General features: G+C 59.9%; 24 protein-coding genes and 4 pseudogenes. 9 read left to right on the top strand and 19 right to left on the bottom strand.

Annotation, left to right across the window (positions count from 1 at the left end; genetic code table 11):
• Positions 1–529 precede the first annotated feature (529 nt).
• A complete protein-coding gene (locus NKJ90_RS10005; RefSeq protein WP_352486042.1) occupies positions 530–856 on the bottom strand; it encodes a hypothetical protein in 327 nt (108 codons plus the stop codon).
• A gap of 37 nt (positions 857–893) precedes the next feature.
• Positions 894–1778 (bottom strand): alpha/beta fold hydrolase, encoded by an 885-nt coding sequence (locus NKJ90_RS10000; protein ID WP_502904902.1) that lies wholly within the window; start codon positions 1776–1778, stop codon positions 894–896.
• A 384-nt stretch (positions 1779–2162) separates the two neighbouring features.
• On the opposite strand from NKJ90_RS10000, the gene csgH reads away from it, so the two are divergent.
• Together csgH and NKJ90_RS09990 are read left to right on the top strand one after the other, a co-directional pair.
• A complete protein-coding gene (csgH, locus tag NKJ90_RS09995) occupies positions 2163–2528 on the top strand; it encodes a curli-like amyloid fiber formation chaperone CsgH (protein ID WP_352486040.1) in 366 nt (121 codons plus the stop codon).
• A 30-nt stretch (positions 2529–2558) separates the two neighbouring features.
• Positions 2559–2762: pseudogene (locus NKJ90_RS09990) on the top strand (alpha/beta hydrolase); the annotation flags it as partial.
• A gap of 4 nt (positions 2763–2766) precedes the next feature.
• Here the strand turns inward: NKJ90_RS09990 and NKJ90_RS09985 are convergent.
• Both NKJ90_RS09985 and NKJ90_RS09980 read right to left on the bottom strand, forming a co-directional pair.
• Positions 2767–3057, bottom strand: a pseudogene (locus NKJ90_RS09985) (ABC transporter permease); the annotation flags it as partial.
• Between the two features lie 109 nt (positions 3058–3166).
• A pseudogene (locus NKJ90_RS09980) lies at positions 3167–3370 on the bottom strand (hypothetical protein); the annotation flags it as partial.
• A gap of 185 nt (positions 3371–3555) precedes the next feature.
• Between NKJ90_RS09980 and gloA2 the strand changes: the two are divergent.
• The 4 genes from gloA2 (at position 3556) to NKJ90_RS09960 (ending at position 6235) form a co-directional block, all read left to right on the top strand.
• Positions 3556–3939, top strand: a complete 384-nt coding sequence (gloA2, locus tag NKJ90_RS09975; protein WP_352486039.1) for an SMU1112c/YaeR family gloxylase I-like metalloprotein — start codon at positions 3556–3558, stop codon at positions 3937–3939.
• 450 nt (positions 3940–4389) lie between these two features.
• Complete coding sequence (locus tag NKJ90_RS09970; RefSeq protein WP_352486038.1) at positions 4390–4539, top strand: GMC oxidoreductase; 150 nt, start codon at positions 4390–4392, stop codon at positions 4537–4539.
• Positions 4540–4762: 223 nt separating this feature from the next.
• Positions 4763–5581 carry an alpha/beta fold hydrolase gene (locus NKJ90_RS09965; protein ID WP_352486077.1) on the top strand — a complete coding sequence of 273 codons (819 nt, stop codon included), beginning with the start codon at positions 4763–4765 and terminating at the stop codon, positions 5579–5581.
• Between the two features lie 480 nt (positions 5582–6061).
• A complete protein-coding gene (locus NKJ90_RS09960; RefSeq protein WP_352486081.1) occupies positions 6062–6235 on the top strand; it encodes a hypothetical protein in 174 nt (57 codons plus the stop codon).
• A gap of 4 nt (positions 6236–6239) precedes the next feature.
• Here NKJ90_RS09960 and NKJ90_RS09955 read toward each other — a convergent pair whose 3' ends face one another.
• The 3 genes from NKJ90_RS09955 to NKJ90_RS09945 form a co-directional block, all read right to left on the bottom strand.
• On the bottom strand, positions 6240–7364 hold the full coding sequence (locus NKJ90_RS09955) for an NAD(P)/FAD-dependent oxidoreductase (protein ID WP_352486037.1): 1125 nt from the start codon (positions 7362–7364) through the stop codon (positions 6240–6242).
• Positions 7365–7457: 93 nt separating this feature from the next.
• Positions 7458–8999, bottom strand: a complete 1542-nt coding sequence (locus tag NKJ90_RS09950) for an amino acid ABC transporter permease/ATP-binding protein (RefSeq protein WP_352486036.1) — start codon at positions 8997–8999, stop codon at positions 7458–7460.
• 91 nt (positions 9000–9090) lie between these two features.
• Positions 9091–9924: an ABC transporter substrate-binding protein gene (locus NKJ90_RS09945; RefSeq protein ID WP_502904901.1), complete on the bottom strand. Its 834-nt coding sequence runs from the start codon at positions 9922–9924 to the stop codon at positions 9091–9093.
• A 246-nt stretch (positions 9925–10170) separates the two neighbouring features.
• Between NKJ90_RS09945 and NKJ90_RS09940 the strand changes: the two genes are divergently transcribed.
• Entirely contained in the window at positions 10171–11244 is a 1074-nt protein-coding gene (locus NKJ90_RS09940; RefSeq protein ID WP_352486034.1) for a LacI family DNA-binding transcriptional regulator, read from the top strand.
• Positions 11245–11424: 180 nt separating this feature from the next.
• Here the strand turns inward: NKJ90_RS09940 and NKJ90_RS09935 are convergent, their stop codons facing one another.
• The 11 genes from NKJ90_RS09935 to NKJ90_RS09885 all read right to left on the bottom strand — a co-directional run bounded on the left by NKJ90_RS09935 (position 11425) and on the right by NKJ90_RS09885 (position 23942).
• A complete protein-coding gene (locus tag NKJ90_RS09935) occupies positions 11425–11604 on the bottom strand; it encodes a KTSC domain-containing protein (RefSeq protein ID WP_352486076.1) in 180 nt (59 codons plus the stop codon).
• 278 nt (positions 11605–11882) lie between these two features.
• The gene (locus tag NKJ90_RS09930) at positions 11883–12881 is read right to left on the bottom strand and encodes a sugar-binding transcriptional regulator (protein WP_352486033.1); all 999 of its coding nucleotides are present in this window, start codon (positions 12879–12881) and stop codon (positions 11883–11885) included.
• Positions 12882–12966: 85 nt separating this feature from the next.
• Positions 12967–14022, bottom strand: a complete 1056-nt coding sequence (locus NKJ90_RS09925; protein ID WP_352486032.1) for a hypothetical protein — start codon at positions 14020–14022, stop codon at positions 12967–12969.
• Complete coding sequence (locus NKJ90_RS09920; RefSeq protein WP_352486031.1) at positions 14023–15105, bottom strand: ABC transporter ATP-binding protein; 1083 nt, start codon at positions 15103–15105, stop codon at positions 14023–14025. It abuts the gene before it with no gap.
• 75 nt (positions 15106–15180) lie between these two features.
• Positions 15181–16506 carry an iron-containing alcohol dehydrogenase gene (locus tag NKJ90_RS09915; RefSeq protein ID WP_245266572.1) on the bottom strand — a complete coding sequence of 442 codons (1326 nt, stop codon included), beginning with the start codon at positions 16504–16506 and terminating at the stop codon, positions 15181–15183.
• Positions 16499–18028, bottom strand: coding sequence for an FGGY-family carbohydrate kinase (locus NKJ90_RS09910; protein WP_352486030.1), 1530 nt, complete (start codon positions 18026–18028; stop codon positions 16499–16501). The genes NKJ90_RS09915 and NKJ90_RS09910 overlap by 8 nt, the downstream gene beginning before the upstream one ends.
• 66 nt (positions 18029–18094) lie before the next feature.
• Positions 18095–19624, bottom strand: a complete 1530-nt coding sequence (locus NKJ90_RS09905; protein WP_352486029.1) for an ABC transporter substrate-binding protein — start codon at positions 19622–19624, stop codon at positions 18095–18097.
• Positions 19625–19668: 44 nt separating this feature from the next.
• Entirely contained in the window at positions 19669–20568 is a 900-nt protein-coding gene (locus NKJ90_RS09900) for a carbohydrate ABC transporter permease (protein ID WP_352486028.1), read from the bottom strand.
• Positions 20568–21479, bottom strand: a complete 912-nt coding sequence (locus NKJ90_RS09895; protein WP_245266570.1) for a carbohydrate ABC transporter permease — start codon at positions 21477–21479, stop codon at positions 20568–20570. The genes NKJ90_RS09900 and NKJ90_RS09895 overlap by 1 nt, the downstream gene beginning before the upstream one ends.
• A gap of 365 nt (positions 21480–21844) precedes the next feature.
• On the bottom strand, positions 21845–22891 hold the full coding sequence (locus NKJ90_RS09890; RefSeq protein WP_352486027.1) for an NAD(P)-dependent alcohol dehydrogenase: 1047 nt from the start codon (positions 22889–22891) through the stop codon (positions 21845–21847).
• Positions 22892–23084: 193 nt separating this feature from the next.
• Complete coding sequence (locus NKJ90_RS09885) at positions 23085–23942, bottom strand: NmrA family NAD(P)-binding protein (RefSeq protein ID WP_352486026.1); 858 nt, start codon at positions 23940–23942, stop codon at positions 23085–23087.
• A gap of 303 nt (positions 23943–24245) precedes the next feature.
• On the opposite strand from NKJ90_RS09885, the pseudogene NKJ90_RS09880 reads away from it, so the two are divergent.
• A pseudogene (locus NKJ90_RS09880) lies at positions 24246–24443 on the top strand (hypothetical protein); the annotation flags it as partial.
• Positions 24444–24593: 150 nt separating this feature from the next.
• On the top strand, positions 24594–25115 hold the full coding sequence (locus NKJ90_RS09875; RefSeq protein ID WP_352486025.1) for a hypothetical protein: 522 nt from the start codon (positions 24594–24596) through the stop codon (positions 25113–25115).
• A 171-nt stretch (positions 25116–25286) separates the two neighbouring features.
• Here the strand turns inward: NKJ90_RS09875 and NKJ90_RS09870 are convergent, their stop codons facing one another.
• The gene (locus tag NKJ90_RS09870; protein WP_352486024.1) at positions 25287–26744 is read right to left on the bottom strand and encodes a caspase family protein; all 1458 of its coding nucleotides are present in this window, start codon (positions 26742–26744) and stop codon (positions 25287–25289) included.
• Positions 26745–26778: the final 34 nt, after the last annotated feature.

The following is a 26778-nucleotide window of genomic DNA, read 5'->3' as shown; positions in this document are numbered from 1 at the left end:
AGCCCGGTAGTGGGTCAGTTTGAAATCTAACGCCAGAAGCAGATCACATTCCGGCTTGATTGAACCTGTGCTCATTGGCGGAAAGAATCACGTCCATCTATACACCACGCGCCGAATCCGACATCGAAGCATGCTCTTTTCGTTCGTTGTTCATCAAGAACCAGGAGCGCACGCTAGGAACTTGGCAGCAATCGGCCTTGTTGTGACGCTGCGCGGCGGACACGCCGACGTCACAGCTACTGCCACGCCATTTTTCGAGAACTTGACGCACCCAACTAGATACGCGGGATTGGTCAATCTGATGCTCAGAAGCGCCGAAACGATGATCCGGCCGGATCGGCCCTCCGCGAAAGCGGACCGGAGGTCCCGCACGACGATCAAAAGGATCGCCGCGGTGAGCAGGTAGCGCAATCCAGCCAACAAGAACGGCGGCGCGCCCGCATCGAGCCCGAACTTGATCGCGGCCCAGGTCAGGCCTCAGATCAACGACATGACCCCAAACCGCACGAGATTGCGCATGCCGCCCCGATCAACGCAGGTTCTGGTCGTCGATCAAGATGCGATGGACTTCGATGCGCTCGGGCAGTTCGATCAGCAACTCCGCATCACGGTCGAGATGATGCACTTCGGTCGGCCGGCGCTTGGTGAAGGCAGACATCGCCTCGAAGTCCGGCCAATAGGAGATGGTGGTGAACCAGGTCTCGTCGTCCCGGTCCTCGCGGAGAAGCTGGACGCCGAGCGCCACTCTCTGAAGCGGCGGAATACCCTCTGCCCGCATGTAGAGCTCGTAGATGTCCGCGATGTCGCGACGAGTGCGGCCGCGCCAGATACGCGCAATGGTCGGCTTCGTGGCCATGACGGTCTCCTTGTTGAAGTGTCGTTCGCTCCGGAGATTAGCGCAGCATGCGCGAGAGAAAGTTGCGGACGAGGGGCAGGGCTTCGTCAAAATGCGTCTCCAGCAGCCAGTGCCCGGCGTCCCTAAGGAGATGCAGTTCGGCATTCGGCAGGTCACGGTAATAGGCGCGAGCCGATTCTTCCGGCATATAGCCGTCCTGCGGCCCCCAGATGATCAGTGTCGCAGGCTGGTTCTCACGCAAATAGGATTGGTAGCGCGGGAACCATTCGAGGTTTTGTTCAAGCTTTTCCATCAGCGCCACCGACACGGCCCGACGAACCGGCGTATCCATCAGTGGCCAATGAAGCTTCCAAAGGTCTGGCGGAAGGCGGCTGGCGATCTCCTCCGAAACCTCCCCGACGAACTCGTTGCGAAATCCTTCTTCGCTCACCGCCTCTTCAAGCGGACGATGGCTCTCGTCCGTCTTGTCTGCCCACCATGCCTTGATCGTCGCATATTTGGGACCAAGCACGTCCTCGTAGACGTCGCCGTTCTGGATAATGAGCGCCGCGATCCTGTCTGGATGCGCGATGGCGTGCCGAAGGCTGATCTGCGATCCATAATCATGGAGCCAGAGGGCGTAGTGCTCTAGTCCGAGCGCATCGGTCACGTCAGTGAGCACGTCGGCATAAGCATCGAAATCATACCCGAACCCGGCCGGTTCCGGCGTATCGCTGTATCCAAAGCCTGGCCAATCGAAGGCGACGGTGCGCCAGCGGTCGGACAAAGCGGGCATAAGCCGTCGAAACTGGAAGGAGGAGCACGGATAGCCGTGAGGTAGTAGCACGGCCGGAGCATCCTCACGGCCAGCCTCGCGGACAAAGAGGTCTCGATCGCCAACCCTAACGTGACGATGTCGCGTTGCTTCACCTTGCATAGCCATCTCCTCGGTTAGAATCATCTAAATGCACTTAGATGGGTCCTGTTCCAAAGAGATTGGTGCTTGGCTTGTTGCAGACCACGTCGAGAAAATGGTGGTTCCGCGAACTTCCGCTCCCTCCAAAAACGCGGTCTTATCAACGACTGACGCCATCGAGTAGTGATCGATCGGATGTGACGTTCGTAGCCGTTCGAGATTGCGGTCTTTGCCGATCAGCCAACCTCACTTGCTCCAACTACGCTGACCTCGCTGCTCGGTTATGAAGCATTCCCGGCTTAAGATGCCATCGCAGCAACATCTTCCAATCCTTGTGCCCCGCGACCAGCGCTATTTATTCAATGTGAACCCAGCTTCGAAAAGGCGGCTGGTCCCTTCGTGGCGCAAATCATGGAAATGAAGGTCATGGACATTCAGTTCTGCGCACCGAAGCAATCCCGGCCGTGCGGTAGGGCGCTTGCCTCCGTGTTAATCTCGGCCGGCGCGCTGGCGGCCATGGCCACCGCTGTCCCTCGGGCCGGTGCGCTGCAAGATCCGGCTACGCAGGAAGGCGGCATGGTCTCGCTGGAGGCGCTCGCCCATGCCGACAAAAGCGTGAGCGGCACCTATTCCTTCCATGTTGAAAGTGCCGCTCGCACCGGCGACACCAACATCGGGCAGGACGGCGCCTTCAGCACAGCGCCCGGCAAGCCAGCTACGCTCAGCGCTGTCACGCTCGACGCGAAGGCGGCGTCTATGACGCCAGGCTCGAGCTGACGGTCAATGGCAAGAGGGGAGGACCTCGACACGGTCTCGCCCCGGCCCCTGCTGTTCATCGCCGGCGACCAGGCTCATTCCCGGGAATTCAGCGAGCTGGCGTTCTCCAAGGCCGCCGAGCCGAAGGAACTACACTGAGTCAAGGGCGCGGGTCACGTCGATCTGTATGACCGTGTGAACCTCATCCCGTTTGACAAGCTGAAGTCATTTTTAGATCGGCACCTCAGCGCCTGAACCAGAGCAAGCTCTTGCGAGGCGATTGCTGCAGGATTGGGTCGAGCGCGGTCTCGACCGCGCGCACCTGGCCCATGAACAGACCGAGCGGAATGGCGACCGCGACGGCTGCTGCGAAGGCAATGCCGGCACGCTGCAGGCTGATGGCGATGTCGCCGAGCAAGGCGCCGCCGGCGAGCCCTTTCCACAGAGCGGCAGCGATCATGTCGATGGGCGGCAGCACAGCGGCATTCACCGACCCGGCGCTGCTCGCCACCTGACACAGCACCGGAAATCCGACGAGAACGCCATGGCGACAGGAAGCGGCCCGCGGTCAAATTGCCGAGGCGCAGCAAATCGACACCGATGTTAGTCCGGTCTCTGTGCATGCCGATGACGGCCGGCAGCTCGACGTTCTGCAAAAGTCATCGTCTTGCCCTTCGCTTCTGAGGATTATTCGGCGGCCAGCTCGGTCGAGGTGCTGATGTCCACGGGTTTTCGGGACGTCGGAGGCCAAGGTTCTCGCGCGGCGTCCGCCCTTCGTAAGCGGTGCGGAACAGGCCGCGGCGCTGCAGCTCCGGAATCACCAAATCGACAAAATCGTCGAGCGCGCCCGGCAGCAAGACTGGCGGCTGACGAGGGCGGCCGACATTGGCGGATTTGATTGCCGTCCGGCGGCGACTTAATGTCGCCGATTGCGCGCAGATGAAAATCGTATGGAGGAGGCGAGCCTTCGCGGACGGAGACATCAACAAGGTGCCACATACCCGATGTGACCTTGGCCCCAGATCCCAGTTTGACTAGAGTTAGCAGCATGCTGAACGCCATTCACCACGTCGCGCTCATCTGCACCGACTACGACCGGTCGCGACGGTTCTACGTCGAACTCCTCGGCCTCGATCTGATCCGGGAAGTCTATCGGGAGGAGCGGCAGTCATGGAAGGCGGATCTGCGGATCGGATCGGTCCAACTGGAATTGTTCTCCTTCCCCGCACCAGCGATGCGGCCATCCCATCCAGAGGCGACAGGCCTGAGACATCTGGCATTTGCCGTAGCGAATCTTGATCCCGTAATTAAGCGGCTGGAAGCCGTAGGCGTTGCCGTTGAGCCAATCCGGATCGATCCGTATACAGACCAACGGTTTACCTTTTTCAGGGACCCAGATGGATTGCCGCTGGAGCTTTACGAAGCTCCATAAGGAAACGATTTGCCCCATTCGCGACCACGTCGTCGAAGGTGGGGACGCCACTGCCTTTTGAGAACGGCACGTTACAGGAAAGGCACTTGGCTCCTCGAACGACGGTCTCTTGCTGGGTGTGGCCGTCCTGGCCGATGAATCCTACAGCAGATCTGGTCGAGGTCAGGAGGGGACACGGTTTCGGGATCTATCTGGAACTGATCGGCGTCAAAAGCCGCGGCGCGGTCCACATCAAAAGTCCGCGTATTGACCTCTTTCCAGAGTTCCATTTCAATCATCTGCAGGCCCTCGGGACATAATGCATTCCGCGAAGCTGTAAGGGGTGTCCGCAATATCGTATTCCGATCGCCATTCAGTGACCTGCGCGCCGATGAGATTTCTCCCGGCTAAAGTATAGAGTGCTGCCACGACGTCGAGGTTTGATAAGGGATACGGTCGGCGTCCTGCAAAATGGGGCCAGCCGCAGATCCAGGGGTGGGTCCGGACTTGAGGGTCCGCGGCGCCACCGGCTTGATCGTCTATACCTCGATCATGCCCGCTATCATATCAGGCAATACGCATGCCGCCGTCATAGCGATCGCCGAACGAGCGCCGAGCTGATCAAGAACGCCAACCAGTTGAATATGCCACGCGCAAAGCAGCCGTTTGATACGCAGAATGACATGCATCGATACGCAGCTGGACGGCAATTCCTATCCGCAGGTTCGCAATCTTCCCGCGGCACAAGAAAGTAGAGACTGAGCCCTTGTCTGACCAACCGCCACTTTTCAAAAATTTTTCGGTTCACACCGTCGAGGTCGGCGCTATCGACATCAATTGCCGTGTGGGCGGTGAAGGACCGCCCTTGCTGCTTCTCCATGGCTGCCCTCAAACCCATGTCATGTGGCACAAACTGGCGCCAGAGCTCGCCAAGACATACACTGTGGTGGCCAGCGATCTGCGCGGTTATGGCGACAGCAGCAAGCCCCAGGGATTGCCCGATCATGCCAATTACGCTTTCCGCGAGATGGCATCCGACCAGCTGGCGGTCATGAAATCCTTCGGGTTCGACCGCTTCTACGCGATCGGACATGACCGTGGCGCGCGGGTGCTGCACCGCATGGCGCTGGATCATCCCCAAGCGCTGGAAAAGCTCTGCCTGCTCGACATCTTGCCGACAGGGTTTCTCTACGCGCAGACCGACAAGAATTTCGCCTCGCGCTATTGGGAATGGTTCTTCTTCATCCAGGAAAGTGACTTCCCCGAGACCCTGCTGGCCGCCAATCCTCTAGCGTTCCTTCGTTATGAGATTGGGGATCTCGTGGACGCCGGCTCCATCACACAGCCTGCGTGGCAGGAATATCTGCGCGTCCTGTCGCACAAGGACGCCATGCATGGCATGTGCGAGGATTATCGGGCGGGCGTTAGCATCGACCTGCAACAGGACGAAGCGGATTCGGGAAAGCGCATCGAGTGCCCGCTGCTGGTGCTGTGGGCTACGCAAAACCCGATATGGTTGCAATTCGACATGCTCGACGTTTGGCGTGGCTTCGCACGCAATGTTCAGGGCGCCGCGATGCCATCCGGCCACTACATGGCCGAGGAAATTCCTGAAAAAGTTCTCAACAAGGTCCTGCCCTTTCTGGGCGAACGGCGACCGTAGCGCCGCCTCGAGTCGGAACACCACGCCTATCGGCATCCCGTCCGCAATACGCAAAGCGGTCGCGACAGCGCCTAAGGCGCACAGTTAACAGCGAAACGCCGCGTGACGTACGCCTCGCGCAGTAACACTCTTGTCGTGAAAGCAACAATCGAGATCATCAGGCAGGCGAGCGTAGTTGCGCGGTTACGGCATGCTGTGCTCGGCAGAACGGTCAATGTCGAGCCCTATTACGGCCGCTGCTTGTTGAAGCAGTCGATGAAGTCGTCGAACCTGGCATCGTAAACGGAAATGACTTGGAGGCGTTCCGCGGCGCGTTCAACCGCGCGCGTACCAGCGCAGGCGGGCGCCCGAGCGCCATCGTCTGCTACACGCGCATGTGCAAGAGCGTGCCATTCCTCGAAACGCGAGATTACCTTTCATCCGTGTCGAGCCGAACGAATGGCGCCTGGCGATGGAAGCATTGGATGCGGAGAGAGCGTTGTGATTCATAAATCCGGCACCCCGACGATCGCCGATCCGGCGAAGCCGCGGCTGACAACGTTCGCTATGATCGCTTCGATCGCCGGCGAAGGGCAGCGAACAAAACCGGCTCCCTTAGGGCATGCCTTGGTTGAACTGGCCGAACTGGCGTCGAAGTGCCGTCACGTTGCATAGATCTTCAAGAAAATCGAGCCGGCCGAAAGTTTGCAAGGAGTGAGTGCTCTCTCCCGGTTGCGATCTCGTCGGCAAGCAGCTCGCCGGCGATCAGGCCAAGCGTTGCGCCGCTGTGGCTGAAGGCGACGTAGTAGCCCTCGATGTCCTTCAATTGGCCAAATACCGGCTCGCCGTCCGCGGGAATTGGCTTGGGGCCGACACCATAGCTTTCCAGATCCAGTTTCGGATGGCCCGCGAGAACCTTCGAGGCTTCGTTGAGAAGCCCCTGAACAGTGGAATCCAGCACCCCATACGCGCCATCAGAATTGACGACCACCTCTTCTTCCGACCAGGCGGAATCGAGCACGAAAGCTCCGTCCGGCGTCGGTCGGATGGCGACGCGTGGCGTGTTGAGCACCGCCCGAAGCGGCAAGTGCATCGGCTTGGTCCTGACCAGCAGCGCAATCGGCGTCCCGTCGGCGATATGTTGGCCGGACTGTGCAACCATGCCCGGCACATCACCGCCGGTGGCCAGCAGCACCGCATCGGCGGTAAAGCTGATGCCGCTTGTCGTGGTGACGCCAGTGGCGCGGCCGTTGACGACCGTGACCGCGGCGCTTCCGGCATCGGTGACAAGCTGGCCGCCACGCGCCACGAACTCCGCAATTAATATCTCGATCAGCGACGGCAGATCGACCCAGCCTTCACCTGGGTTGAAGATCGCGCCCTGAGGCGTGACCGCGCTGGCATCTATGCCCGGGGTGACCGACGCTATCGCATCTGGGGACAGATGCCGCGCGTCATAGCCGAGGTCTTTCTCATGGGCCAAGACATCGGCGATATCGTTCGAGGCGTCGTCCGCATCCCATGTCAGGCCGCCGTCAAAACGCAGCCAGGTGGCATCCGGATATCTCGCGGACAGCGTCCGGTAGCGGTCGATACCAATCATGCGCAGCCGATGATACTCAGCCGACCGCTTGCGCGCGGAATTGAGCCAGGCGAGCGAGCGGCCGGAAGCTCCCTTGGCGAGCGGTCCATCATTGACCAGGACGGTTTCGATGCCGAGCCTTGCAAGATGAACGGCCGAGGAGACACCGAAAATACCGCCCCCGACAACAACCACCTTTGAGACCGAATGCGATGTAGCCATGAGATATTTCTTTCACTGTGTGGAGTTTGGACTGGGCGGCCGCGACGAAGGCACTTTGGCTTTCGATGTGCCTCAGGGCCTGCGATGGTGCGATCAAAGCACTTCGGCAAGGAAATGTTTCAGACGCACACTTTTGGGACTATCGAAGATCGCAGCAGGCGTGCCGGCCTCGATGACGCGGCCTTCATCCATGAAGACGACCTGATCGGCGACCTTGCGGGCAAAGCCCATTTCGTGGGTAACGACCACCATTGTCATGCCGCGCCGGCCGAGATCCGCCATCAGGTTGAGTACGCCCTTCACCAGTTCGGGATCGAGAGCGCTTGTCACCTCATCGAACAGAATGACCTCCGGGTCCATTGCAAGCGCACGCGCGATTGCCACACGCTGCTGCTGGCCACCGGAAAGGCTCCCGGGACGATGGTGTTTGCGAGCGGCGAGGCCGACATCGGCAAGGCGTGCCTCGGCGATGCGCTCGGCCTCCTGCGGCGGAATGCCTTTGACCTTGGTCAGCGACAGCATGACGTTTTCCAGGGCTGTGTGGTCGGGGAACAGGTTGAACTGCTGGAACACCATGCCGACACGCCGGCGCAGCTTTTCAGGCTTCATCGCCAGGATGCTGGCGTCATCGAGCAGCACGTCGCCGCCCTTGGGCTCGACCAGGCGGTTGAGGCAGCGCAACAGGGTCGACTTGCCCGAACCTGACGGACCGATGACGCATGTGACCGTGCCCGGTTTGACCGTCAGGCTGACGTTCTTGAGGACATCGAGATCGCCATAGGCCATGTCGAGATTGCTGATGGCGAGACTGCCGCCCTTGAACCGGGGAAGCGCCAAACTGCCTTCGGTGCTGGTCCCCGAATGAGGACTGCTGATTGCGCTTTCCAGTTCGCTCACCTCGGCGAGGCCGCTGGTGACGATGCCGGCCTTCTGCTTGCCTAGTCGCAGCGAGTTGTCGATGTAATTGACCAGATGGGTCAACGGCACGGTGATGACGAGATAGAACAGGCCAGCCAGAAGCAATGGCGAGAGGTTTCCGGTGACCACCGCCTGGTCCTGACCGACACGGAAAATCTCGCGCTCCGACGCGAGCAGACCAAGGAAATAGACAAGGCTCGAATCCTTGACGTTGCCGATGAACTGGTTGACCAGAGCCGGCAGGACGCGGCGAATGCCTTGCGGGATCACGATCAGACGCATGCCCTGCCCATAGCTCATGCTGAGCGCCCTGCAGGCTTCCATTTGCCCGCGCTCGACGCTCTGGATGCCTGAGCGGAAGATTTCGCCCATGTAGGCCCCAGCAATCAGGCTGAGGGCGAGAATGCCGAGCGGATAGGGGGAAGGCCCGAAGATTTCGCGGCCGACGCGAGCAAAGCCCTGGCCGATCAGCAGAATCGTGACGATCGCCGGAAGGCCACGAAAAATATCGGTGTAGACCCGCGCCGGAATGCGCAGCCAGCGCGATTGCGAGATGCCCATGACCGCAAGGACCATGCCGAGAACGACACCGAGTACCGTGGACGCCGCGGCGAGGATCAAGGTGTTCTTCAGTCCGATGGTGATCATGCTCGGCAGCACGTCGGCCATGGCTTGCCAGTCGAGGAAACTGCGACGCAGGTTTTCGAGCCAGTCCATTCGGTCCCCTTTTTATCGCGCTATTTGCGTCACCATGAACTCAGGCGCGAGCGCGCGTCCGCCGGCCGTCACAGCCGGCGGCTGTGCGCGGTTACTTCTTGGGGAGATACTGGTCGGGCATAGGTGACCCGGGAAACCACTTCTCGTAGAGCGTCTTCCAGGTGCCGTCCTGCATCGCCGCATGCAAGGCAGTGTTCAACGCCTCGCGAAACTTGTCGTTGCCTTTGCGCAGCACGAAGCCGGCGGGTGCGTCGAAGGAAGGAATGTTGAGCGCTATCGTCAGCCCCGGATAACGCTCGCCATATTGTTTGGCGGCCTCGTAATCCAGGAAATGCGCGTCGACGGTTCCGTTGTTCAGCGCGGAAACGGCGGAGTTGTTGTCGGGGAATTTGACGAGATCGGTTCCGACAAAATTCTTCGCCGCATAGATCTCCTGCAGTGTACCCTGCACGACGCCGAGACGCTTGCCCTTGAGCCCATCCGCCGAATTTATCGCCTTGTCGGCGGTAAGTACCGAGAGATAGCCCGCGAGATAGCCGTCGGAAAAGTCGACGGTCTTCTTGCGCGCTTCCGTCGTACCGATTGCCGCGACCGCGACATCGAAACGTTCGTTCGCAACCGAAGGCATCAGCGCCGAGAATTCCTGGCCGGTGAAGATCACCTGATCCGGCTTGAATCCAAGGCGGCTCGCGACGTTGCGGAACAATTCGATGTCGAAGCCGGTGAACGTGCCATCCGCTTGGGTGAAAGCGTAGGGTTTGGCATCGCCCATGGTACCAACGCTGATGACTTTCGCATCAATAAGACCATAGGGATTGTCATCCGCGGCGGCGGCTCCCGAAATCAACCCGGCGCCGATGCACACGGCCATAAGAGCCATTACGCCAGACCTGACCGGTGACATCAACGACTTGAGAATTCCCATCCTGCTCATGTCTTCTCTCCACTCTGAAGGTTTGTTGTTCTTGGCATTTGCGTTGAGCCCATAAATTTCGCGCCTCACATCGTTCGTCGCTGCCACGGGGCTAGCGCGGCCGCCTGTCTCCACGATTCTGGAAACCCTCGCTCTTTCGTTTAAGAGACCGGTCTCTTATTGTGTGAGACCGGTCTCTTTGGTAATCGTTATCGCCAGATTGACCTTCCGTCAACAACTCTTGTAGTCGTTCATCCGATGAAAAGAACCGCGCCCAAGACCCAGTCGATAACAGTCAGCGATGTCGCCCGCGCGGCAAAGGTGTCAAAAGCGACGGCCGCGCGCGTGCTCGGCGGATACGGCGTCGTCAGCGACATGATCCGTGCGGATGTCCTGGCCGCGGCCAAGATATTGGACTACCGTCCGAACGAGTTGGCTCGCAGCATGACGACCGGCCGGTCCGGCATCATCGGGGTGGTTGTCGGCGACATCGAGAACCCGTTCTTCAGCTTGGCGGTGCGCGGCATCAGCGATGCGGCAAGAGCGGCCGGATTCAACGTGATTCTGGCCAACTCCGGCGAGAGGATCGAAGACGAAAAGACTGCTGTGCGAATTTTGATCGGCAAGCGCGTCGACGGGCTGATCGTCACGCCATCGGAATCGCGCGACATCTCACACCTGCGCGACATCCATCGTTCAGGCCGACCGCTTGCCTTGCTCGATAGGGGGCTGCCCGATCTGGGTGTCGATACCGTCACGATCGACGATCGCGGCAGCGCCATGCGGGCGACGCGCATTCTTGCCAATGCCGGCCACCGCAACATCGCTTATGTGACTGCGGTCGAAGGGCACGAATACCGCGATCTAGCGCAAATCTATACCTCATCGGTTCGCGAGCGTATCGACGGCTTCCTCACCGTGTGCCGTGACGCCGGAATTGAGCGGCCGGAACGTTATGTTCGCCTGGGTGCAACAAGCCCTGTCGAAGCGCGCAGGGTTGCCGACAAGCTCCTGTCCGAACCAGATCGACCGACGGCGATCCTTGCCTCCGACAGCGTCATAGCGCTAGAGATCTTCAGGGTGATCCGCCAGCGCGGCTTGCGAGTTTCCGAGGACATTTCGCTGATCACGTTCCATAATGCGGATTGGACGAGCGTGACAACCCCGCCCATTACCGTCATTGACCAGCCAGTCTATGCGCTTGGCAAGAGTGTCGCGGATTTGCTCATCCGGCGGTTGAAGGGCGAAACACGATCGCCCGAAAGGCTGATTTTGCCGACCACGATCATCGAACGCGGATCCGTAGGCCCGCCCTCGAACAGAGGGCGGTAGACGCCCAAGCTCAATCGCCGGGATCCTGAAGGTTCTGCAAAAAGCTTTGGAGAGAGAACGGCCCTTCGCCGAGGCGAAAGCGGCCATGGCGCGCTGGTGACGTTGCAATCACCGGATCCCATGGAAGGGGAAGTGCACGAGCGCTGGAGACGGACACGTGAAAACCCGACAAGCGTTATCTCACGAGCCGGTAGGCAAGAGGTTGCGGATGTGGTCGTTAAAATAGCGACCCTTGGCAAAGGCAGATTTGAATTCGGCGAAGCTCTCCGGCGGCACGTCCAAGAACTCGTAATGCCTGCCGCTTGCTATAAACCACACCGACGGGATCCTGGAATCTGGGTCATATTCGAATTTGCGTATCGAGGTCGACGGAATGGTACGTCCTGAGGGACCGCCGGCCCGAGCCGGCGGGCTTCTGTTGCAGTCGAGATCTGCTCAGGTCACGGGACCCGGACACGAAGACGACGACTTGCGCCGTGACAGAGGCAAGACTCCCCCGCTTCGTCAGGAAGGACTTTTCATAGGTCTCTTTCATAGGAGGCCGTCGTTTCTCCCCGGGTTGCGCAAAGCTGCTAAACGAATAGTCGAATTCTGGACGACCAAGACAAGTCCGCGCCCCTAAAATCAGTCAGTCCTCTCTAGGATTTTTCTGAAAGGATCGATTCAGCAGTCTTTTCGTCGGTGATCAGGACATCGACGACGCCAAGACGCAATACAGCGCGCAGCACCGGAACTTTTTCGAGTCCACCGGAAGGCAAGATCACCGTATCGATGTCACGCAAGTTTTGAGGTGCGAGGCCGATAACGCGCCGGTTGAGCGGGTGATCGACGAGTTGTCCGTCCGCATCGATCCAGTGGCCGCAGATATCGCCAACGGCGCCTGCCTGTTGGAGGGACGTGAGGTCATCCTCGCCCACCAGCCCGATGCGAAAAATCGTGGCGTCCTTGTGAACCGCGCCAACTGAAACAAAAGCGGCCTCGACAGCACGGGCATGTGTAAAGGCATCTTCCAGAATGGACTGGCGCATGAGCAGATCGCGCGTGGCCTCGGTATCCGTGAACACCGGGGCTGCGATGTAGAAACATTCGGCATCGAACAGCGCCGCAAGCCGAGAAGCCATATCATAAATGTTGATGGCCGACCCCCGCGTCAGGCCGCCGAGCAAAGAAACGATCGACATTCCTTTCACCGGGCGCACTGTCACAGACCGGAGGCTGAGCTGGAGCGTCCTCCCCCAACCCACGCCGACGGATATTCCGTCCCGGATTCTAGCCGACAGGGCTTCGCCCGCCGCGGCTGCAATGACCTGCGGTATCAGAGCGGGATCGGGAGGCGTTGGGACCACGATTGGATCAGAGACGCCATAGACGACCCGCAGCCGGTGCTCTAGATCTATGCAGCTGGCTACCTTGGAATTAATCCGAATCTGGACTATCCCCCGCTCGCGGGCAAGCGCCAGCATCCGATTGACGCGAAGGCGGGTTAGACCGAGAGACTTGGCGATTTGCGCCTGTGTGAGGTCACCCACATAGGCAAGCCAGGCGGCCCGGACAAGGAGCCCTTCCTCGCGATCGACGCTGACGGAATTCGCTAGGATCTGGCGGCCGTCGCGTTTCTTTCTTGGTGGTTTCTCCATCAAAAGTCCTCTCTACACGGGGCGCTTCGATAGCCGAGTGGCTCGGCGGACCGTGCCATCGACGTGAAGCGCTTTGTGTATTCGCCTATCCACGATGAAAACTGTCGAAGGACAATACCAGCGGAGCGTCATGGCAAATTGCTTCGACTATGGCGGCCGTCAGCGGCAGGCGATCGCGAGGAAGTTTGCCCCGGCTCATCATTCTCTCCAATGTCGGGCCAAGATCCAGCGCCAGTTGCGCCCCCTCGACCGTGTCCGAACTCATATGGTCGCGCTTTGCCACGGAATAACGCAAGCCGCAGCCGAGCAAGCGTCCCATTCGACCGTTGCGGCCTGCCTGGCAGGTCACGTAAAGATCGCCGGAACCCGCCAATCCCCGCACGGTTGCGATTTTTCCGCCCAGGGCTTCGACAAGGATCGCCATTTCTTGGAGGGACTGCGAAAAAAGTGACGAGGCAAGATTGTGCATGAGTGCGCCGTTCGGCGCCTTGTTGTCGCGCTCAAGAAGCCCGACTGGAGCCCCAACTGCGAGCGTATAGAAATTCTTGAAAGCGGCGCAGATTTCAACCCCGGCGAGATCGGACGACGCCCGCGCATGATAGAAGGGGGCTCGCAGGAGGCGAGATGCCGCGGCAATACTGTCGGCGTCGTGCCCTGCCACGATCACAGAGGTATCGCGCTGGGCCGCCAGTTCTCCGGCAATACACGGTCCGCCCACTGCCATCACCGGCATCGACAAAGCGGTGCGCCGTTGAATTTCGCGGGCAACCACGTGTGGCAGGATGTCGATGCCATCGTCTCGCGCGGCGAGCCCCTTTGTAACCATCAAAATCGGCACGGGCGACGTGACACTCTCGGCGATACGGTCGATCGCCCAGGGAACGCCAGCCGACGAGACACCGAGCACAAGTAGATCGGGTCGGTCGCTCATCGCGTCAACGAATCCAGTCCAGGGGTAGGCGACAACGGCGGCTGGCAGAGTGACGTTGAGACGCGGATGGTGCCCTGTGCTGGCCACAGATGCAACGATCTCTTCATCAAGATGGGTCCCGACGAGGCTGATGCTGTTACCCGCGTGAGCGGCCGGAAGCGTCATGGCCGAGCCCATGACGCCGGCACCGAGGATGACGATCCGCGCCATTCAGTTTCTTCCCTTGTCCAGCCGTTCGCCGCTGCCTTGGTCAAACAGATGAATTCGGTCTGGCGCGGGCTCCAGATGGATTGTCGCCCCGGGAGAGAGCTCCATCCGGTTATGCAGTACCGAGCAGACCACGATGTTGCCCACGCTGGCGAAGATATGGATTTCAGGACCAGTCGGCTCGACAACAGTGACGGTCGCCCGGATGCCGCTCCCATCCGTCACAGGTCGAAGATGCTCGGGGCGGACGCCATAGACTACCTTTTGGCCCGGGCGGACCGCGGCCTTTGGTGGTAGCGGCAGGGCGAGGTCACCGATCCGCACCACCCCTGCGTCCCCTTCATCGGCCACCTCACCATGAAACATATTCATTGCAGGCGAGCCGATGAACGAGGCGACAAAGAGATTTTCCGGGCGATCATAGACGTCGAGCGGGCGCCCGATCTGTTCGATGTAGCCGTCTCGCATGATTACGATGACGTCGGCCATGGTCATCGCCTCGATCTGATCGTGCGTGACGTATACTGTCGTGGTCTTCAGCCGCTGGTGGAGCTCCTTGATTTCGGTCCGCATCTGCACGCGCAGTTTGGCATCGAGATTGGACAGCGGTTCGTCGAACAGGAACACGGTTGGATCGCGCACGATTGCGCGGCCCATGGCAACACGCTGCCGCTGACCGCCGGAAAGCTGGCGAGGATACCGTTCCAGGTAGGGAGTCAGATTGAGAACTGACGCGGCCCATCCTACCTTCTGTTTGATCTCTTCCTTAGGTCGTTTCTTCAACTGCATGGAAAAGGCCATATTGTCGAAAACCGTCATGTGCGCATAAAGCGCGTAATTCTGGAACACCATCGCGATGTTGCGATCCTTGGGATGAAGGGTATTGACGACATGGTCGCCTATGGCGATGCGACCGGATGTGATGGGTTCAAGACCGGCAATCATGCGCAACAGGGTGGACTTGCCGCATCCGGAGGGGCCTAACAGGACGACGAACTGGCCATCTTCGATCGAAAGGTCGAGTCCATGGATCACCTCTACGCCGCCATAGTCCTTCTTTATGTTGTTGATGGTTACAGACGCCATAAATTGCTACCCTTCAATTCCCTTGCCGTTCGTTCCATTCGCCATGCGAGCCACTGGGACGATGCAAATGCGGTCTCACCGTTCGCTCTGCAGAAATTCTTCCAGGAGATCTGCATCGGCCGCCAAATTGACAAAGGACCAGCGGCCTCGGATTTCTCGCGAACAGCGAATGGCGTCGTGCCAAAGCTCTCGTGGCAGGCCTAATTCGGCGCCGGTGACCGGGCCTCCAGCAGCCTTGAGCGCTGCTTCCATGCGGGCGACCGGCATAGCCATCGGCCGAAGCTCCCGGCGCAGAGCCGGCCAGATTTCCTCAAGCTTCCGGTTGAAAGCTTCTGTCTCTTTGTGGTCGAGTGCTGTCTTCCTCATTTCGGCTATACAAAGCGGTCCAAGTTGCGCACCGTAGCGTACCAGCATCGCCGCCTCATCGATGGGCGTCGGCTTTGCCCGAGGGGGCTCTTCCATGTCCAGCAGCATCGCTTGCAGCCGCGCCATGACCAGCGATGCCACGCCAACCTGCTGACCATGGGTCGTACCGGGATGATGCTCTCGCGCGAACATGTCGACCCAATGGGAGATTTGGTGCTCCCCCATGGAGCCGGGGTGCGAAACGCCCGCGAAGCAGACTCCCATCGAGCAAAGCGTCAACACGCGCTGGAGATGCCCGACGGCGGTGAGATCATGCGACGCCAGGCCAGACGCGTGGGCCAGCATCGGCTCCTCGTCGCCGGCCTGCAGCCGATAGGGCACGTCGGAGTAATAGGTCCCGAAAAGCCGATGCGAAGCCCACCAGTCGACCTGCGCGGTGGACCGGCAGAGGCTGTCGCCAAGGCCAGCAGCACTGAGCCAGCTTGGCGCTGCCGCCGACACACCTAGGTCCAGGAAGATGCCGCGCGGGGCGTGCGAGGGCAGCGAGATCTTGAGCCCTGAAGCCAACGTCACCGACGCAGTCGAGGCGCCGTAGCCATTCATCGACGCTGCGGTTCCGAAGACCGCATAGGTCCGGCCGTCGAGGAAGGTTGCGTGCTTGCAGCTGTCGTTGAGGACTCCAGACCCGACGGCAACGATGCCGTCGGCGTGACGCGTTTTCTCCCTGACCAACTCGATCGTCGTTTCTTCGCAGTCGAGGCCGTCGGGAAGCACGATTGCGTCAATATCGGCTACACTGCGCAGCGCCTTAGCGACGCGTCGCCCCATTACTTCGAAAGTGTTGACATCGGACACGACAGCAATCCGGCTGCCCAGCGCCAGAGGCGCGATGAGATCCGCCTCGCGGCCTTCAGTCGTCTCCAGCAATTCGATCGTCTGGAAGGGCAGGTCAGCGGCCGCGCCTGTCTCAGGATCCTTCCAGCGTCCTGCGACAACATCCTCGATCAGGGCGTTCCAGTTGATCGTCTCAGCCACCATCAGCCTCCGTGAAAGCCGCCAGTCGCTGGTTCCAGGCCGAAATCGTCGGCCAAAGATCGGCGTGAATCGCAAGAAGTTCGGTATACCGGCCGGCATGGCCTGCATTGGGTTCGAAAGATTTGGCGGATTCGCTGGCCATTGCGAGGGAGGCTTCGGAGATGGTGGAAAACCAGCCCACCCCCTTTGCCGCTGCCATTGCCGCGCCGAGCGAGGAGGCTTCCACGGTCGTCGAACGCTTTACGCGACGGTCGAGTGCATCTGCCAGAATCTGCATCCACAGGTCGGACTTCGCTCCTCCGCCGATCGCTATAAAGTAGTCGATGTCCTGGTGGGCGGCGGCAGCGGCCCGCTGACTTGTAGCTGCCTGATGGAGCGCTATGCCTTCCAGCACTGCGCGATAGATGTCGCCGCGGCGGCTCGAGCCGGAAAGCCCGGCAATCACACCGCGAGCGCCGCTGTTCCAATGGGGATCCATGACGCCTTGCCAGTAGGGCAACAGCATTATGCCGCCAGCGCCGATCGGGCTGGCTGCGGCCTCGGCCTCAAGCGCCTCCAGCTCGCCGTTGCAGCCATGCAGATCGACGCCCAGCATTTCACGCGCCATCCAGTCGACGAGGAAAGTGCCGGCGCGCAGACACGTCTCGTAAATGTAGCCATCCTCAGCGATGGCATTTTCGGTGCGGAAGGCCGGATCACAGACATACTCGGTGCCGAAGCTTCCCGAGACGACCGCTGTGCCAAGATTGATGTAAGCGCTTCCCTGCTGCAACACACCGGCGCCCGTTCCGGCGCATTGACCGTCGCCGCCGCCAGCCACGATCGGCGTCCCCTCCCGCAAGCCTGTCAGCGTGGCGGCTTCCTGAGTTACCTGGCCCACAACCGTCCCTGGCCGAGCCAAGTCCAGCATCATCCGCCGGGCGACGCCTGCCGCTTCCAGTATCTCGTTCGACCAGTCGATTGCGCGCATGTCAAGCACACCCATCGGGTCCGCCGAGGCAGTCGATGTTACCCATCGGCCGCTCAGGCGAAAAACGAGATAGCCATGAACTTCGGCCATTCGCTCCACCCGGGTAAAGATCTCGGGCTGCTCCTCGCGAAACCAGATCATGCGATAAAGGCAAGGAATGACGTCCAGCGGCTTGCCGGATATCGCGTGGACGCGCGCCGCGCCGAATGCCTCACCGAAGCGGCGAGCTTTCTGGCGAGCCCGCTCGTCCAGCCAGAGTGTCGCGGGCCGGAGCGCTTCGCCCTGTTCGTCGAAAAGGCCAAAGGTCTCGCGCTGGTTGGAAATGGCTAGGGCGGCAATGCGCCTTGGCGAAACTGTTGCAGTTACGGTGCGCAGCGCTGCAACCGCCGAAGCCCACCACTGGGCCGGGTCCTGCTCGAAATACCCCGAGCGCGGGTTGGACATTGCTATCGGCGCGCGACCCTCCCCCACGCTGCGTCCATTGCGGTCCCAGGCAATTGCCTTGGTTGCCGAGGTCGAGGAATCAATGCCGATGACGAGATCCGGAGCCATTGCCGCCACATTTCCAAGGGCGAGGGCGGTCGAAACCGCCATCGCCGAAATAGCCCAATTACGCCATTAAAGCCCCGCGTCCTTGACCTTACCGTCGACAATGTGGGCGATGGCATCGAGGCATGCCTTGGCGTCCCCGCCATAGTCCTGACCAGTCAGCAGCTTGCCGAGTTCGACCGGGATGTCATTGTTCGACAGATCCGCCCAGATGGGCATGTCCGGCTCAGATCCCATCTGATTGTCGATTGTGTATTTGATCGCCTCGAAATGGCGTGTTGTTCCTGGTCCAACCACGGCCTTCGCCTTGACCCGAGGATCCGTGAAGGAGGAATTGCGCATCGGCGAGGCGCCGCCGCCAAGCGTCGAGACCCGCGCCATCACGTCCTTCGAGCAGACCCACTGCATAAACAACCAAGCCGCTTCCTTGTTCTTGGAATATTGCGACAGGGAAATCGTCGAGCCGCCCTGATGACCGACGGCCGGGATTTCGTTGAAGCCGCAATCCGCGGTGGCGCGGCGGCCGGGAACCTCCTTGGGCGCAGGCAAGGCCTCGAACAGGCCTTTGACCTTGGAATCGTTGGCATCGAAACCGGGGAAATCCTCGCCCCAGGTGATTGCCATGGCGGCCTGCCCCTGTGTCAGGGCCTGCCCCTGTCCATCCCAGGTCCATGTCGTTGCCGACGGTGGCGAGTTCTTGACCAGTTCCTGGTAGAATTTCAGCCCGGCTATGCCGCGCTCATCGTTGCCGACGAACTTCTTATCCTTGTTGAAAATCGAACCGCCATGACCCCAAAGTGCGAAGGTCCAGTCGCATTCGAGCGAATAATGGCCGGACTTCGCCTGGCATGCGGTGCCAAAGATGCCATTGCCCTTTTCCGCCTCAGTCAGCGCCTGCACGGCCTTGAGATAGGCGTCGAGGTCTGTCGGCAAGGCGATATTATGCTTGTCGAAAAGGTCTTTGCGATACATCAGGATGAAGATCGGAATATCGAAGGGAATTCCGCACTGTTTGCCATTGTACATGGCGATACCGTCGACCAGCGGCTTGGAGAAATCGTCCCAGTCGAAATTGGGCATCGCCAGCGCTTTGTTCTGGTCGTAATACTCGCGCGGATCGATGACATCCTGTGCAAATGTCGCCATCCAGGACTGGTCAAGATAGTAGACATCATAGGTGCCCAGCTGGCCTTGCACGTCCTGCGTGGCCTTGGCGAGAACCTGCTCTAGCGGCACGATCTCGACCTCGACCTCAATGCCGGTTGCTTTCGTGAATTCACCCGCGACAAGTTGGTTAGCGACGATCGTGGGCGGCGTTGCTTCCGAGGTGTAGCGAATTTTCGTGCCGGCATATGGCTTACCGACATCGGCCAGCCACTTCAGCATGTCCGTGTCCTGGGCCCGGGCCTCCTCGACCCCGAAGCCCAGCGTCCCTCGATTGGGGCGACCGCCACCCAGCATAGCCGATCCGAAGGCGGAAAAGCCAATGCCCGCCAGCGCCATCTTCCTCATGAAGTCGCGTTTGGTTATTCGACGCGCTGTAAAGTCGTTGCAGGTATCGGCGACGAATGTCTTCTTGTCGTGGTCTCTGAAGCTCATGATCGTTCCTCCGTTGCGTTTGTCGTCGTTCTTCTCGTCCGGCCTTACTCCTTGAGAGATCCAAGGGTGAGGCCGCGGACCAGATGCCGTTGAACCAGCAGGATAAAGATGAAGCTCGGTATGATCGCAGACGTGCCGAGTGCTGTGATGTAGCCCCATTCGGTGGCCGTCGAAGTCACAAACGTCGAGATCTTCACCGGGACAGTGCGGATCGACGTTGTCAGGAACAGCGACAGCAGGAACTCGGTCCATGAAAAGATGAAACATAGTACGGCGGTCGCGGCGACGCCGCCCTTCACCATAGGAAGGACTACGCGTCCGAACGTCTGCCAGCGCGTCGCACCGTCAATCAGTGCCGCCTCGTCAACCTCGCGTGGAACATCGTCGAAGAACGACTTCAAAAGCAAAACCGCCAGCGGCAGATTGATCAAGCTGTGGACGAGGATGAGCCCAGTATAAGTATCGCGCAGGCCGAGATCCCGGAACATGAAAACGATCGGTATGACGATCGCGATAGGCGGCATAAAGCGCTGCGAGAGGATCCAGAACAGGAACGACTGCTGCCCGCTGAACTGCATTCGCGACAGGCAATAGGCAGCCAGCGTCGCCAGGACCAGTGTCAGTGCCGTCGACCCGACCGCTATGATCGCGCTGGCGAGCAGCGACTGGCGGGAATCGTAAGAACTGGCGCCTCCCTTTATTACTCCGGCCGCCTCGCCCCCCTGTTCCATGCCGATATCGACCCGCGACACGCCGAGCAGCGTCACGCGGTAATTGTCCGGCGTCGGTTTGAAGCCGATGTAGACCGGTCCACTGCGGTCGAAGATCGCCGAATAGGGTTTGATGGAGGACAGCGCCCACCACGCGATCGGGAACATGAAGATCGCAACCACCAACACGGCGAGCAGGTCACGTGCGATCATCCGGGCGCGGGAGGGCTCCATCAGAACCTTACCTTGAAAAGCCTGACGAAGAGGTTCGACACTCCGATGAGGACGACGAGCACGATCAGCGACAAGGTCGCGGCGTAGGGAAAATCTCCCGTGAAATAGATCCGGCCTGCGTAGAACGAGAGCGTCTCGGTAGCCGTGCCCGGCCCGCCGGCACTGATGATGTAGACGTAGTCGTAGATTCGAAAAAGATCGACGCCGCGGATCAGCACCGCGACCGCAATCACCTTGCGCAGCATCGGCAGTGTAAGTCGCAAGAATGTCTGGATCCCACTGGCGCCATCGATCGCCGCGGCTTCGAAAGGCTCCTTCGGCAGCGCCCGCAGGCCCGCCAGTATGATGAGCACCATGAACGGCGTCCATTGCCATATGTCCGCCAGCAGGATCGCCAGCAATGCGGTTACCGGCTGGGTCAAGATCGGCTGTGCCGGCGAGATCAGGTTGAGGGCATAGAGATAGAACGACAGGACACCGAAAGAGCCGTCCTGCATCAGCAGGAACATCATTCCGGTAACCGCAGGCGGCACGACCAGCGGCAGTGTCATCAGCGCCCGCAGGATCCCGTACCCCTTGCGATCGGTATCAAGCAGGAGGGCGATGAGGATGCCGAGTGCAAGCTGAACCGCAAGCGCGATGAATGTATAGATCAGTGTCGTTTCCAACGCATCCCACATGCGCGTATCCGAAAATGCGCGTGCCCACTGGTGGAATCCGGCAAAATCAAGCTGCCGCGATACGACATTGCGTTTGTGAAAGGACAGCCAGACCGAATAGGCGAGAGGATAGATGCCGAAAACGAGAAGCATCACCGTGATCGGTGCCAGCCAGGGAAACGGATGCTCGGCCGTCATGAACCGGGGCAGGGCCCACCCGGACCTCTCTCGGGTGAAAGTCGCGGTGCTCACGCGCAAATCTCCGCTGGGTGACAGAGATGCATCGGCCTTCTCCCTACCGGCCAGATCGTGCCAACTTGAACTTTTGTAAGTTTGTTGTGCCTTTTGTTAAGGTAGCGTGTGGGACGGCCGTCGATTTGTCAAGATGGGTTTGAGCGGCGCCCGCAGGAGTTGATCCGCACGTTGACTATCAGGGGCAAACATGAACTGTTCTCCAAGCCAAGGGGATTAGGCAAGCTTGTCGGCGAATGCCGACAAACCCCCATGTGGTCACGCGGCCGCGCAGCCATGCAGGCCCGATGCCATCACCCGTCTACGCCGCCAAAGCGTGACGACCGCGCGAGGAGTCAAGAAGACTTGAGACAGCGAGGCTCACATTAATCTGGCAGGGTGATCTGAAGTTTCACGTCGGCCGGCCGGCCTTCGACCGCACGGTCGAAGGCCGCGATAGAGTCCTCGAAGGCAAAGGTCGCCGAAATGAGTGGCTTTAAGTCGACCCGTCCCGACGCCATAAGAGCAATCGCCCGCTCATACTGATGGGCATAGCGGAACACAGTCTCGATACGGACTTCCTTGGTCGAAGCGGTCGCGATGTCGAATGGGACCGGCGCCACCGGCAGGCCGACGACCACCACAGCGCCACCGGGCCGCGGCAGGTCAAGAAGCGTCTCCCACGCCTTGGGCGAGCCGGAGCATTCGAACACGACGTCGGCGCCCCAGCCGTTGGTCAAGTGCTTGACCTCCCTCATCAGGTCCTTTTCTCGAAGATTGGCCGGGATCACCCCCTGATAACCGGCGGCGATTTCGAGCTTGGGTTGCGCAAAATCGGCGATAATTGCCCGGGAACATCCCCCGGCAAGGGCAGCGATCGCGACCATAGTGCCAATTGGTCCGGCGCCAAGCACAACAGCTGTATCGCCTGGGCTGATTTTCGCTTTTGTCGCCGCCTGCATCCCCACGGCGAAAGGCTCCACCATCGCGCCTTCGCCGAAGCTGATACTGTCGGGTATCTTGAAGGTGTAGTTGGCGGGATGAACGACATGGGCCGTCAGCACCCCATGGACAGGAGGCGTTGCCCAGAACCTTACGGCAGGATCTATGTTATAGAGGCCAAGCCGGCTCGCCCGCGAATTTGGGTCGGGGATGCCCGGCTCCATGCAAACGCGGTCGCCGATCTCCAGGTGCTCGACGCCTTCGCCAATTTCGACAATCGTCCCGGCGGCTTCATGCCCCAGAACCATAGGTGCTTCGACGACAAACGGGCCAATGCGGCCGTGGGTATAGTAGTGGACGTCCGAGCCGCAAACCCCGACGGTGTGGATCTTGATCCGGACCTGGCCCTGGCCGACGGTCTGGGGCAGATCTATGTCACGCAGCTTAAGCTCGTGCTGGCGTTCAAGGACAAGGGCGCGAACTTTGGTCATTATCATCTCCTCCTTCAAAACTGGCTGCCGTGTTTCGAAACGCAAGCCCTAGCCAGCTGAAATTTTCATTTCACAGTCTATCGGACCCTTCTCGTCAGCGTCGATGTGGGGGAGCTTGGCCGAACTTTGGAGAAATTTGCCAGTCCAGGGCGCAGAGCGGCCTCGAGCGGCCTGGGACCTCTCGTTTTTATTTTCAGTTCTTTGGTTCGGCTAGAATGTGTCGGTCATCAGAGTGGTCCGCTAGCTCCTCGAGGTAGGCCCTGAGTGTACGTGGCTCGTTATCGAGGATCGCCCGCAGCGTCAGCGGGTTTCCGAGCAGATCATGTTGGTCGTAGTGCTCGAACATCCTTCTCTCGGCCTGCGGGACTTCGCTGAGGACATCAACGTCGCGCCGCTCCTTGATCTCGCGCCCCAGCACTTCGCTCATGAGCGCGACAACGCGCTTGCGATCCCAATAACCGGGAGCACAGAGCTCGAATGTACCGTAAAGCAGTCGATCATCCGTCAATGCGATCGCTGCACTTTCGGCAACGTCGCGATAGTCGACGAGAGAGAAACGGGTGTCTGCCGACCACGGCTCAGCCAATAAACGCTCCTTCATTACCGTGGGCCAGAAGGCTGCGTAATTCTGATAAAACCGGGCTGGATGGAGGAATGTATATTCCATGCCCGAATTGAGGATGGCGTTTTCTACCGGCGCCTTGGCGGTGTGATTGCTGAGAGCCGACAGGACCGGATGGATCACGGCTGAGAACACGAAGCGGCGTACGCGAGCACGAACTGCAGCGTCAACCAAACGCATTCCTAGGTCGGCTTCGTCCGGCATGAAGGCGGGGGCGATATAGAATACAGAGTGCACGCCATTAAGCGCCGCGTCGAGTTTCTCCTGGTCATGGAGATCGCCGATCGCGACCTCGGCTGCGCCGTGGCTTCGCGCGCGATCGGCATCCCCGGGCTTGTGGACGAAACCGCGTATTCTCGCGCCGCGCTTTGCGAGCGCCGGAACGACATAGCCGCCGAACCTGCCGGCTGCACCGATCGCAAGGATCATCATCTAACTCCCTCGCAGTCAGGTGGTAAGTAACTTGCTCGATCTGGTTTTCCTGAGCAAAGGTAACGGTCGCGATGCGAAGCAGTTCCAACCAAGGCCCACCTGACTGGCGCTACGCGAATTGAAGAGTGAATGGCCGAGGATCTCTACGCGCTATTCGAAGGTCCACGGTTTCAACGTGTGTCTGGTCAAACGAAGCTGCGGCGGGACGGCCAGATTGTCACAGACATCGCCGCAGCAATTTTCGATTTTCAAGAGCCGGATTTTGAGAACTGCTGACGACAGAGAAGGCAGCCAGAAAATCTGGGCTTTACGCGTGCTGTGGCCGACCGCGTGATCTTCATGGACGCCGGTCAGATTTTCGAGGAAGGCAGTCAAGACAGCTTCTTCGGCAATCCCCAACATGCCCGGACCAAGCAGTTTTCTGAGCCAGATACCAAACACCAGATCAAGCGCAGTGCGCCTCGCGCTCGACCGTGGGCATGCCAAAAAGCCACCTAACGGTCCGGCCGCGCAATGTCGCCACACCGTTGACACGCGGTTATCTATTAGGGCCACTGTTCGGCCTATAGGTGTCTCCGACATCCGGCCTGGGGAATAGGACTTTCTGCCGATCAGCGGGCTTTTCGGATAGGTCCGTCGGAGAACGAAGTGGAGAAATTGATGCGGAACCTTATACTGGCCTTCGCGGCATTTGTCCTAGCCGCGTGCCAATCGGCTCCAGAACCGCCACAATCCGCCGTTGTTGAACCTGTGTGGGATCCTGCTACCATTCCATCCCAACCCGCGTTGGATCCTGCCTCTGTTCCTCCTGGCTCGGCGATTATGGATCAATCCGTGACAATCACTCCTCCCGCAAAGGGCGTTCCAACAAAGTACGCTGCTTTTTCGGGCAATTGGGCCGGACGATTGGAAGGTACATATGAAGGTAAACTGGCTGTTCAATCTGTTTCTTCGAACGGAGAGGTCACGGTCACCTATGCGTGGGGAATTCTGGGCGATAACAATCCGGGAGAGGCCGCAGGCGCAGGAAAAATTGTAGGGACTACGTTGAAGCTTGGGCGCCTCCCGAATGGCGCGGACGTCAGTTTTATGATGATGCCCGACGGAACTCTGGCCGGAACCTATACGCTCGCCGGCCAGACCTACACGGGCCTGTTCATCAGGCAATGATCAAAGAAGATACGGTCGCGCTCCTCCGGTTTTGATCCGCTCCCAATAGCGGCCCTTCAAATGCTCCGATGCCTTTGCGTCATAACCGCTGCGCTCAAGGAGGGTGGCGGCCCCGAGCCGCGGCATTCCCAGAACAAGGGCGGAAAGGAAGCGCGCCTGACCGCCCACATCCTAAAACACGCCACCAATGCCTATGCCCCCACTAATGTCTGGAGGGGGGGCTGCGGGGCGTTGCGGGGCGGCCTGCGCGCGTTTCGCAGCCTTGCGGCTGGGACCGGTTTGCGAAAGGCCGTTATCCGACGCGACTTTGGCCGGCTTGGCCTTGACGATGACCGGCTGCTTGCAGATTCTGCCGGAACGCAAAAAGAGATCGCCGAGCAGTCCGACGGTCGGCTCGGTCGTCGATGCGACCTGATTGGTATTTTGGTAATAGTCGGTGAGGGCGCGGATGGAGCCCGTGCCCCAATCGCCATCAACCTGCATGCGATAGCAACCCAGGCGGCGAAGTTCCGTCTGAATGCTGCGCGCAAGATCGCCTGCCTTGTCCTTTTGTGCTTCACCCGCCGATGCGCCTACAATCAGGGTTTCGAGACCGGAGACGACGCTCTGGCGAGCGACTGCAACGCTGTCAGTTGGAGACAGATTGGCGACCTGAGTGCCGACCGGCCCCGCTGAACCGCCTGACGGTGCAGGAATCTCGACCGACCGCAACGTCTGCCCGACGATGAGCACGGCGGTCTGCAGGTCGTTAGAGGCGAGCTCGATCTGCAGCTTCTTCTTGGCGTCGGGATCGGACAGTATGCGCGACAGGCTGGCGCTCAACTGCGCCGGATCGAGCATCTGCTGTTCGGTGAAATAAAATTGTTCACGCAGGTTCGACTGGTCCCATGGAACCTGGCGGCCGACGGTGAGCGCCTCGGTCTCGTTGCGGACGCGGATCATCATGTCCGAAATGCTCAAGCCGGGGATTTCGACATTTTTCAGAAGCGCAGTGGTGAACGGGCTGTTTTCGCCGGTACCGTCGACGGTGACGTTGCCGGGCTGGGTCGCGAAGGCGACAAACGTGTTTTCGCCGACCTCAACCTGGGCCAGACCGTTGATGTTGGCGCCGCTGCCCAGCGGATTGTTGCGGCAGGCATCAAGGAAGATGAAGGTCTGACGGTCGCGACTGGCGAATTTGGCGATCACGCCGTTCAGCTTGACGGCGTGCGCCGTCAACTTGTCCAGGTTTTCCGGATCGGGCGTATCGATCGGCAGCAGGTAGTTTTCGCCTTGCACCTGCATGCCGTGACCAGCGTAGAAGATCAGCACGGCGCTGCTTTCGGGCAGCTTGGCCTCGGCGTCGCGGAAAAGCTTGGCGAATCCATCGGCGGTGAGATCGGTTCCGGTCAGAACCTCGAAATTCAGCCGCTTCAGGCTGTCGGACAGTTTCGTCGCGTCGTTCACCGCATTGGCGAGGTGCTCGAGACGCTTGCTCTGGTAGTTCGTGTTGCCGATGACGATCGCCAGCCGGTTGCGCGGCTGTGGCGAGGCGTTCTGCTCGACCGCGGCGCGAACGCCGACCGTGCTCAGGATCACGAAAAGCATGAGCAGAAGGATGCGGAAGAAGAATCCGTGGCGATGGGTCATATCGGCATGCTCGTTCCAGCCTGCGTCAATCCTA

Source organism: Mesorhizobium sp. M0051, assembly GCF_040323235.1.
GTDB lineage: Bacteria > Pseudomonadota > Alphaproteobacteria > Rhizobiales > Rhizobiaceae > Mesorhizobium.
This window is presented reverse-complemented; position numbering and strand designations above follow the sequence as displayed.

Coding starts and splice junctions, on each gene's coding strand:
- NKJ90_RS09950 (WP_352486036.1), bottom strand. CDS start 8,999: ATGGACTGGCTCGAAAACCTGCGTCGCAGTTTCCTCGACTGGCAAGCC.
- NKJ90_RS09890 (WP_352486027.1), bottom strand. CDS start 22,891: ATGACCAAAGTTCGCGCCCTTGTCCTTGAACGCCAGCACGAGCTTAAG.
- NKJ90_RS09955 (WP_352486037.1), bottom strand. CDS start 7,364: ATGGCTACATCGCATTCGGTCTCAAAGGTGGTTGTTGTCGGGGGCGGT.
- NKJ90_RS09910 (WP_352486030.1), bottom strand. CDS start 18,028: ATGGCTCCGGATCTCGTCATCGGCATTGATTCCTCGACCTCGGCAACC.
- NKJ90_RS09930 (WP_352486033.1), bottom strand. CDS start 12,881: ATGGAGAAACCACCAAGAAAGAAACGCGACGGCCGCCAGATCCTAGCG.
- NKJ90_RS09970 (WP_352486038.1), top strand. CDS start 4,390: ATGGGGCCAGCCGCAGATCCAGGGGTGGGTCCGGACTTGAGGGTCCGC.
- NKJ90_RS09905 (WP_352486029.1), bottom strand. CDS start 19,624: ATGAGCTTCAGAGACCACGACAAGAAGACATTCGTCGCCGATACCTGC.
- NKJ90_RS09900 (WP_352486028.1), bottom strand. CDS start 20,568: ATGGAGCCCTCCCGCGCCCGGATGATCGCACGTGACCTGCTCGCCGTG.
- gloA2 (WP_352486039.1), top strand. CDS start 3,556: ATGCTGAACGCCATTCACCACGTCGCGCTCATCTGCACCGACTACGAC.
- csgH (WP_352486040.1), top strand. CDS start 2,163: ATGGAAATGAAGGTCATGGACATTCAGTTCTGCGCACCGAAGCAATCC.
- NKJ90_RS09870 (WP_352486024.1), bottom strand. CDS start 26,744: ATGACCCATCGCCACGGATTCTTCTTCCGCATCCTTCTGCTCATGCTT.
- NKJ90_RS09925 (WP_352486032.1), bottom strand. CDS start 14,022: ATGGCGCGGATCGTCATCCTCGGTGCCGGCGTCATGGGCTCGGCCATG.
- NKJ90_RS09940 (WP_352486034.1), top strand. CDS start 10,171: ATGAAAAGAACCGCGCCCAAGACCCAGTCGATAACAGTCAGCGATGTC.
- NKJ90_RS09885 (WP_352486026.1), bottom strand. CDS start 23,942: ATGATCCTTGCGATCGGTGCAGCCGGCAGGTTCGGCGGCTATGTCGTT.
- NKJ90_RS10005 (WP_352486042.1), bottom strand. CDS start 856: ATGGCCACGAAGCCGACCATTGCGCGTATCTGGCGCGGCCGCACTCGT.
- NKJ90_RS10000 (WP_502904902.1), bottom strand. CDS start 1,778: ATGGCTATGCAAGGTGAAGCAACGCGACATCGTCACGTTAGGGTTGGC.
- NKJ90_RS09920 (WP_352486031.1), bottom strand. CDS start 15,105: ATGGCGTCTGTAACCATCAACAACATAAAGAAGGACTATGGCGGCGTA.
- NKJ90_RS09945 (WP_502904901.1), bottom strand. CDS start 9,924: ATGGGAATTCTCAAGTCGTTGATGTCACCGGTCAGGTCTGGCGTAATG.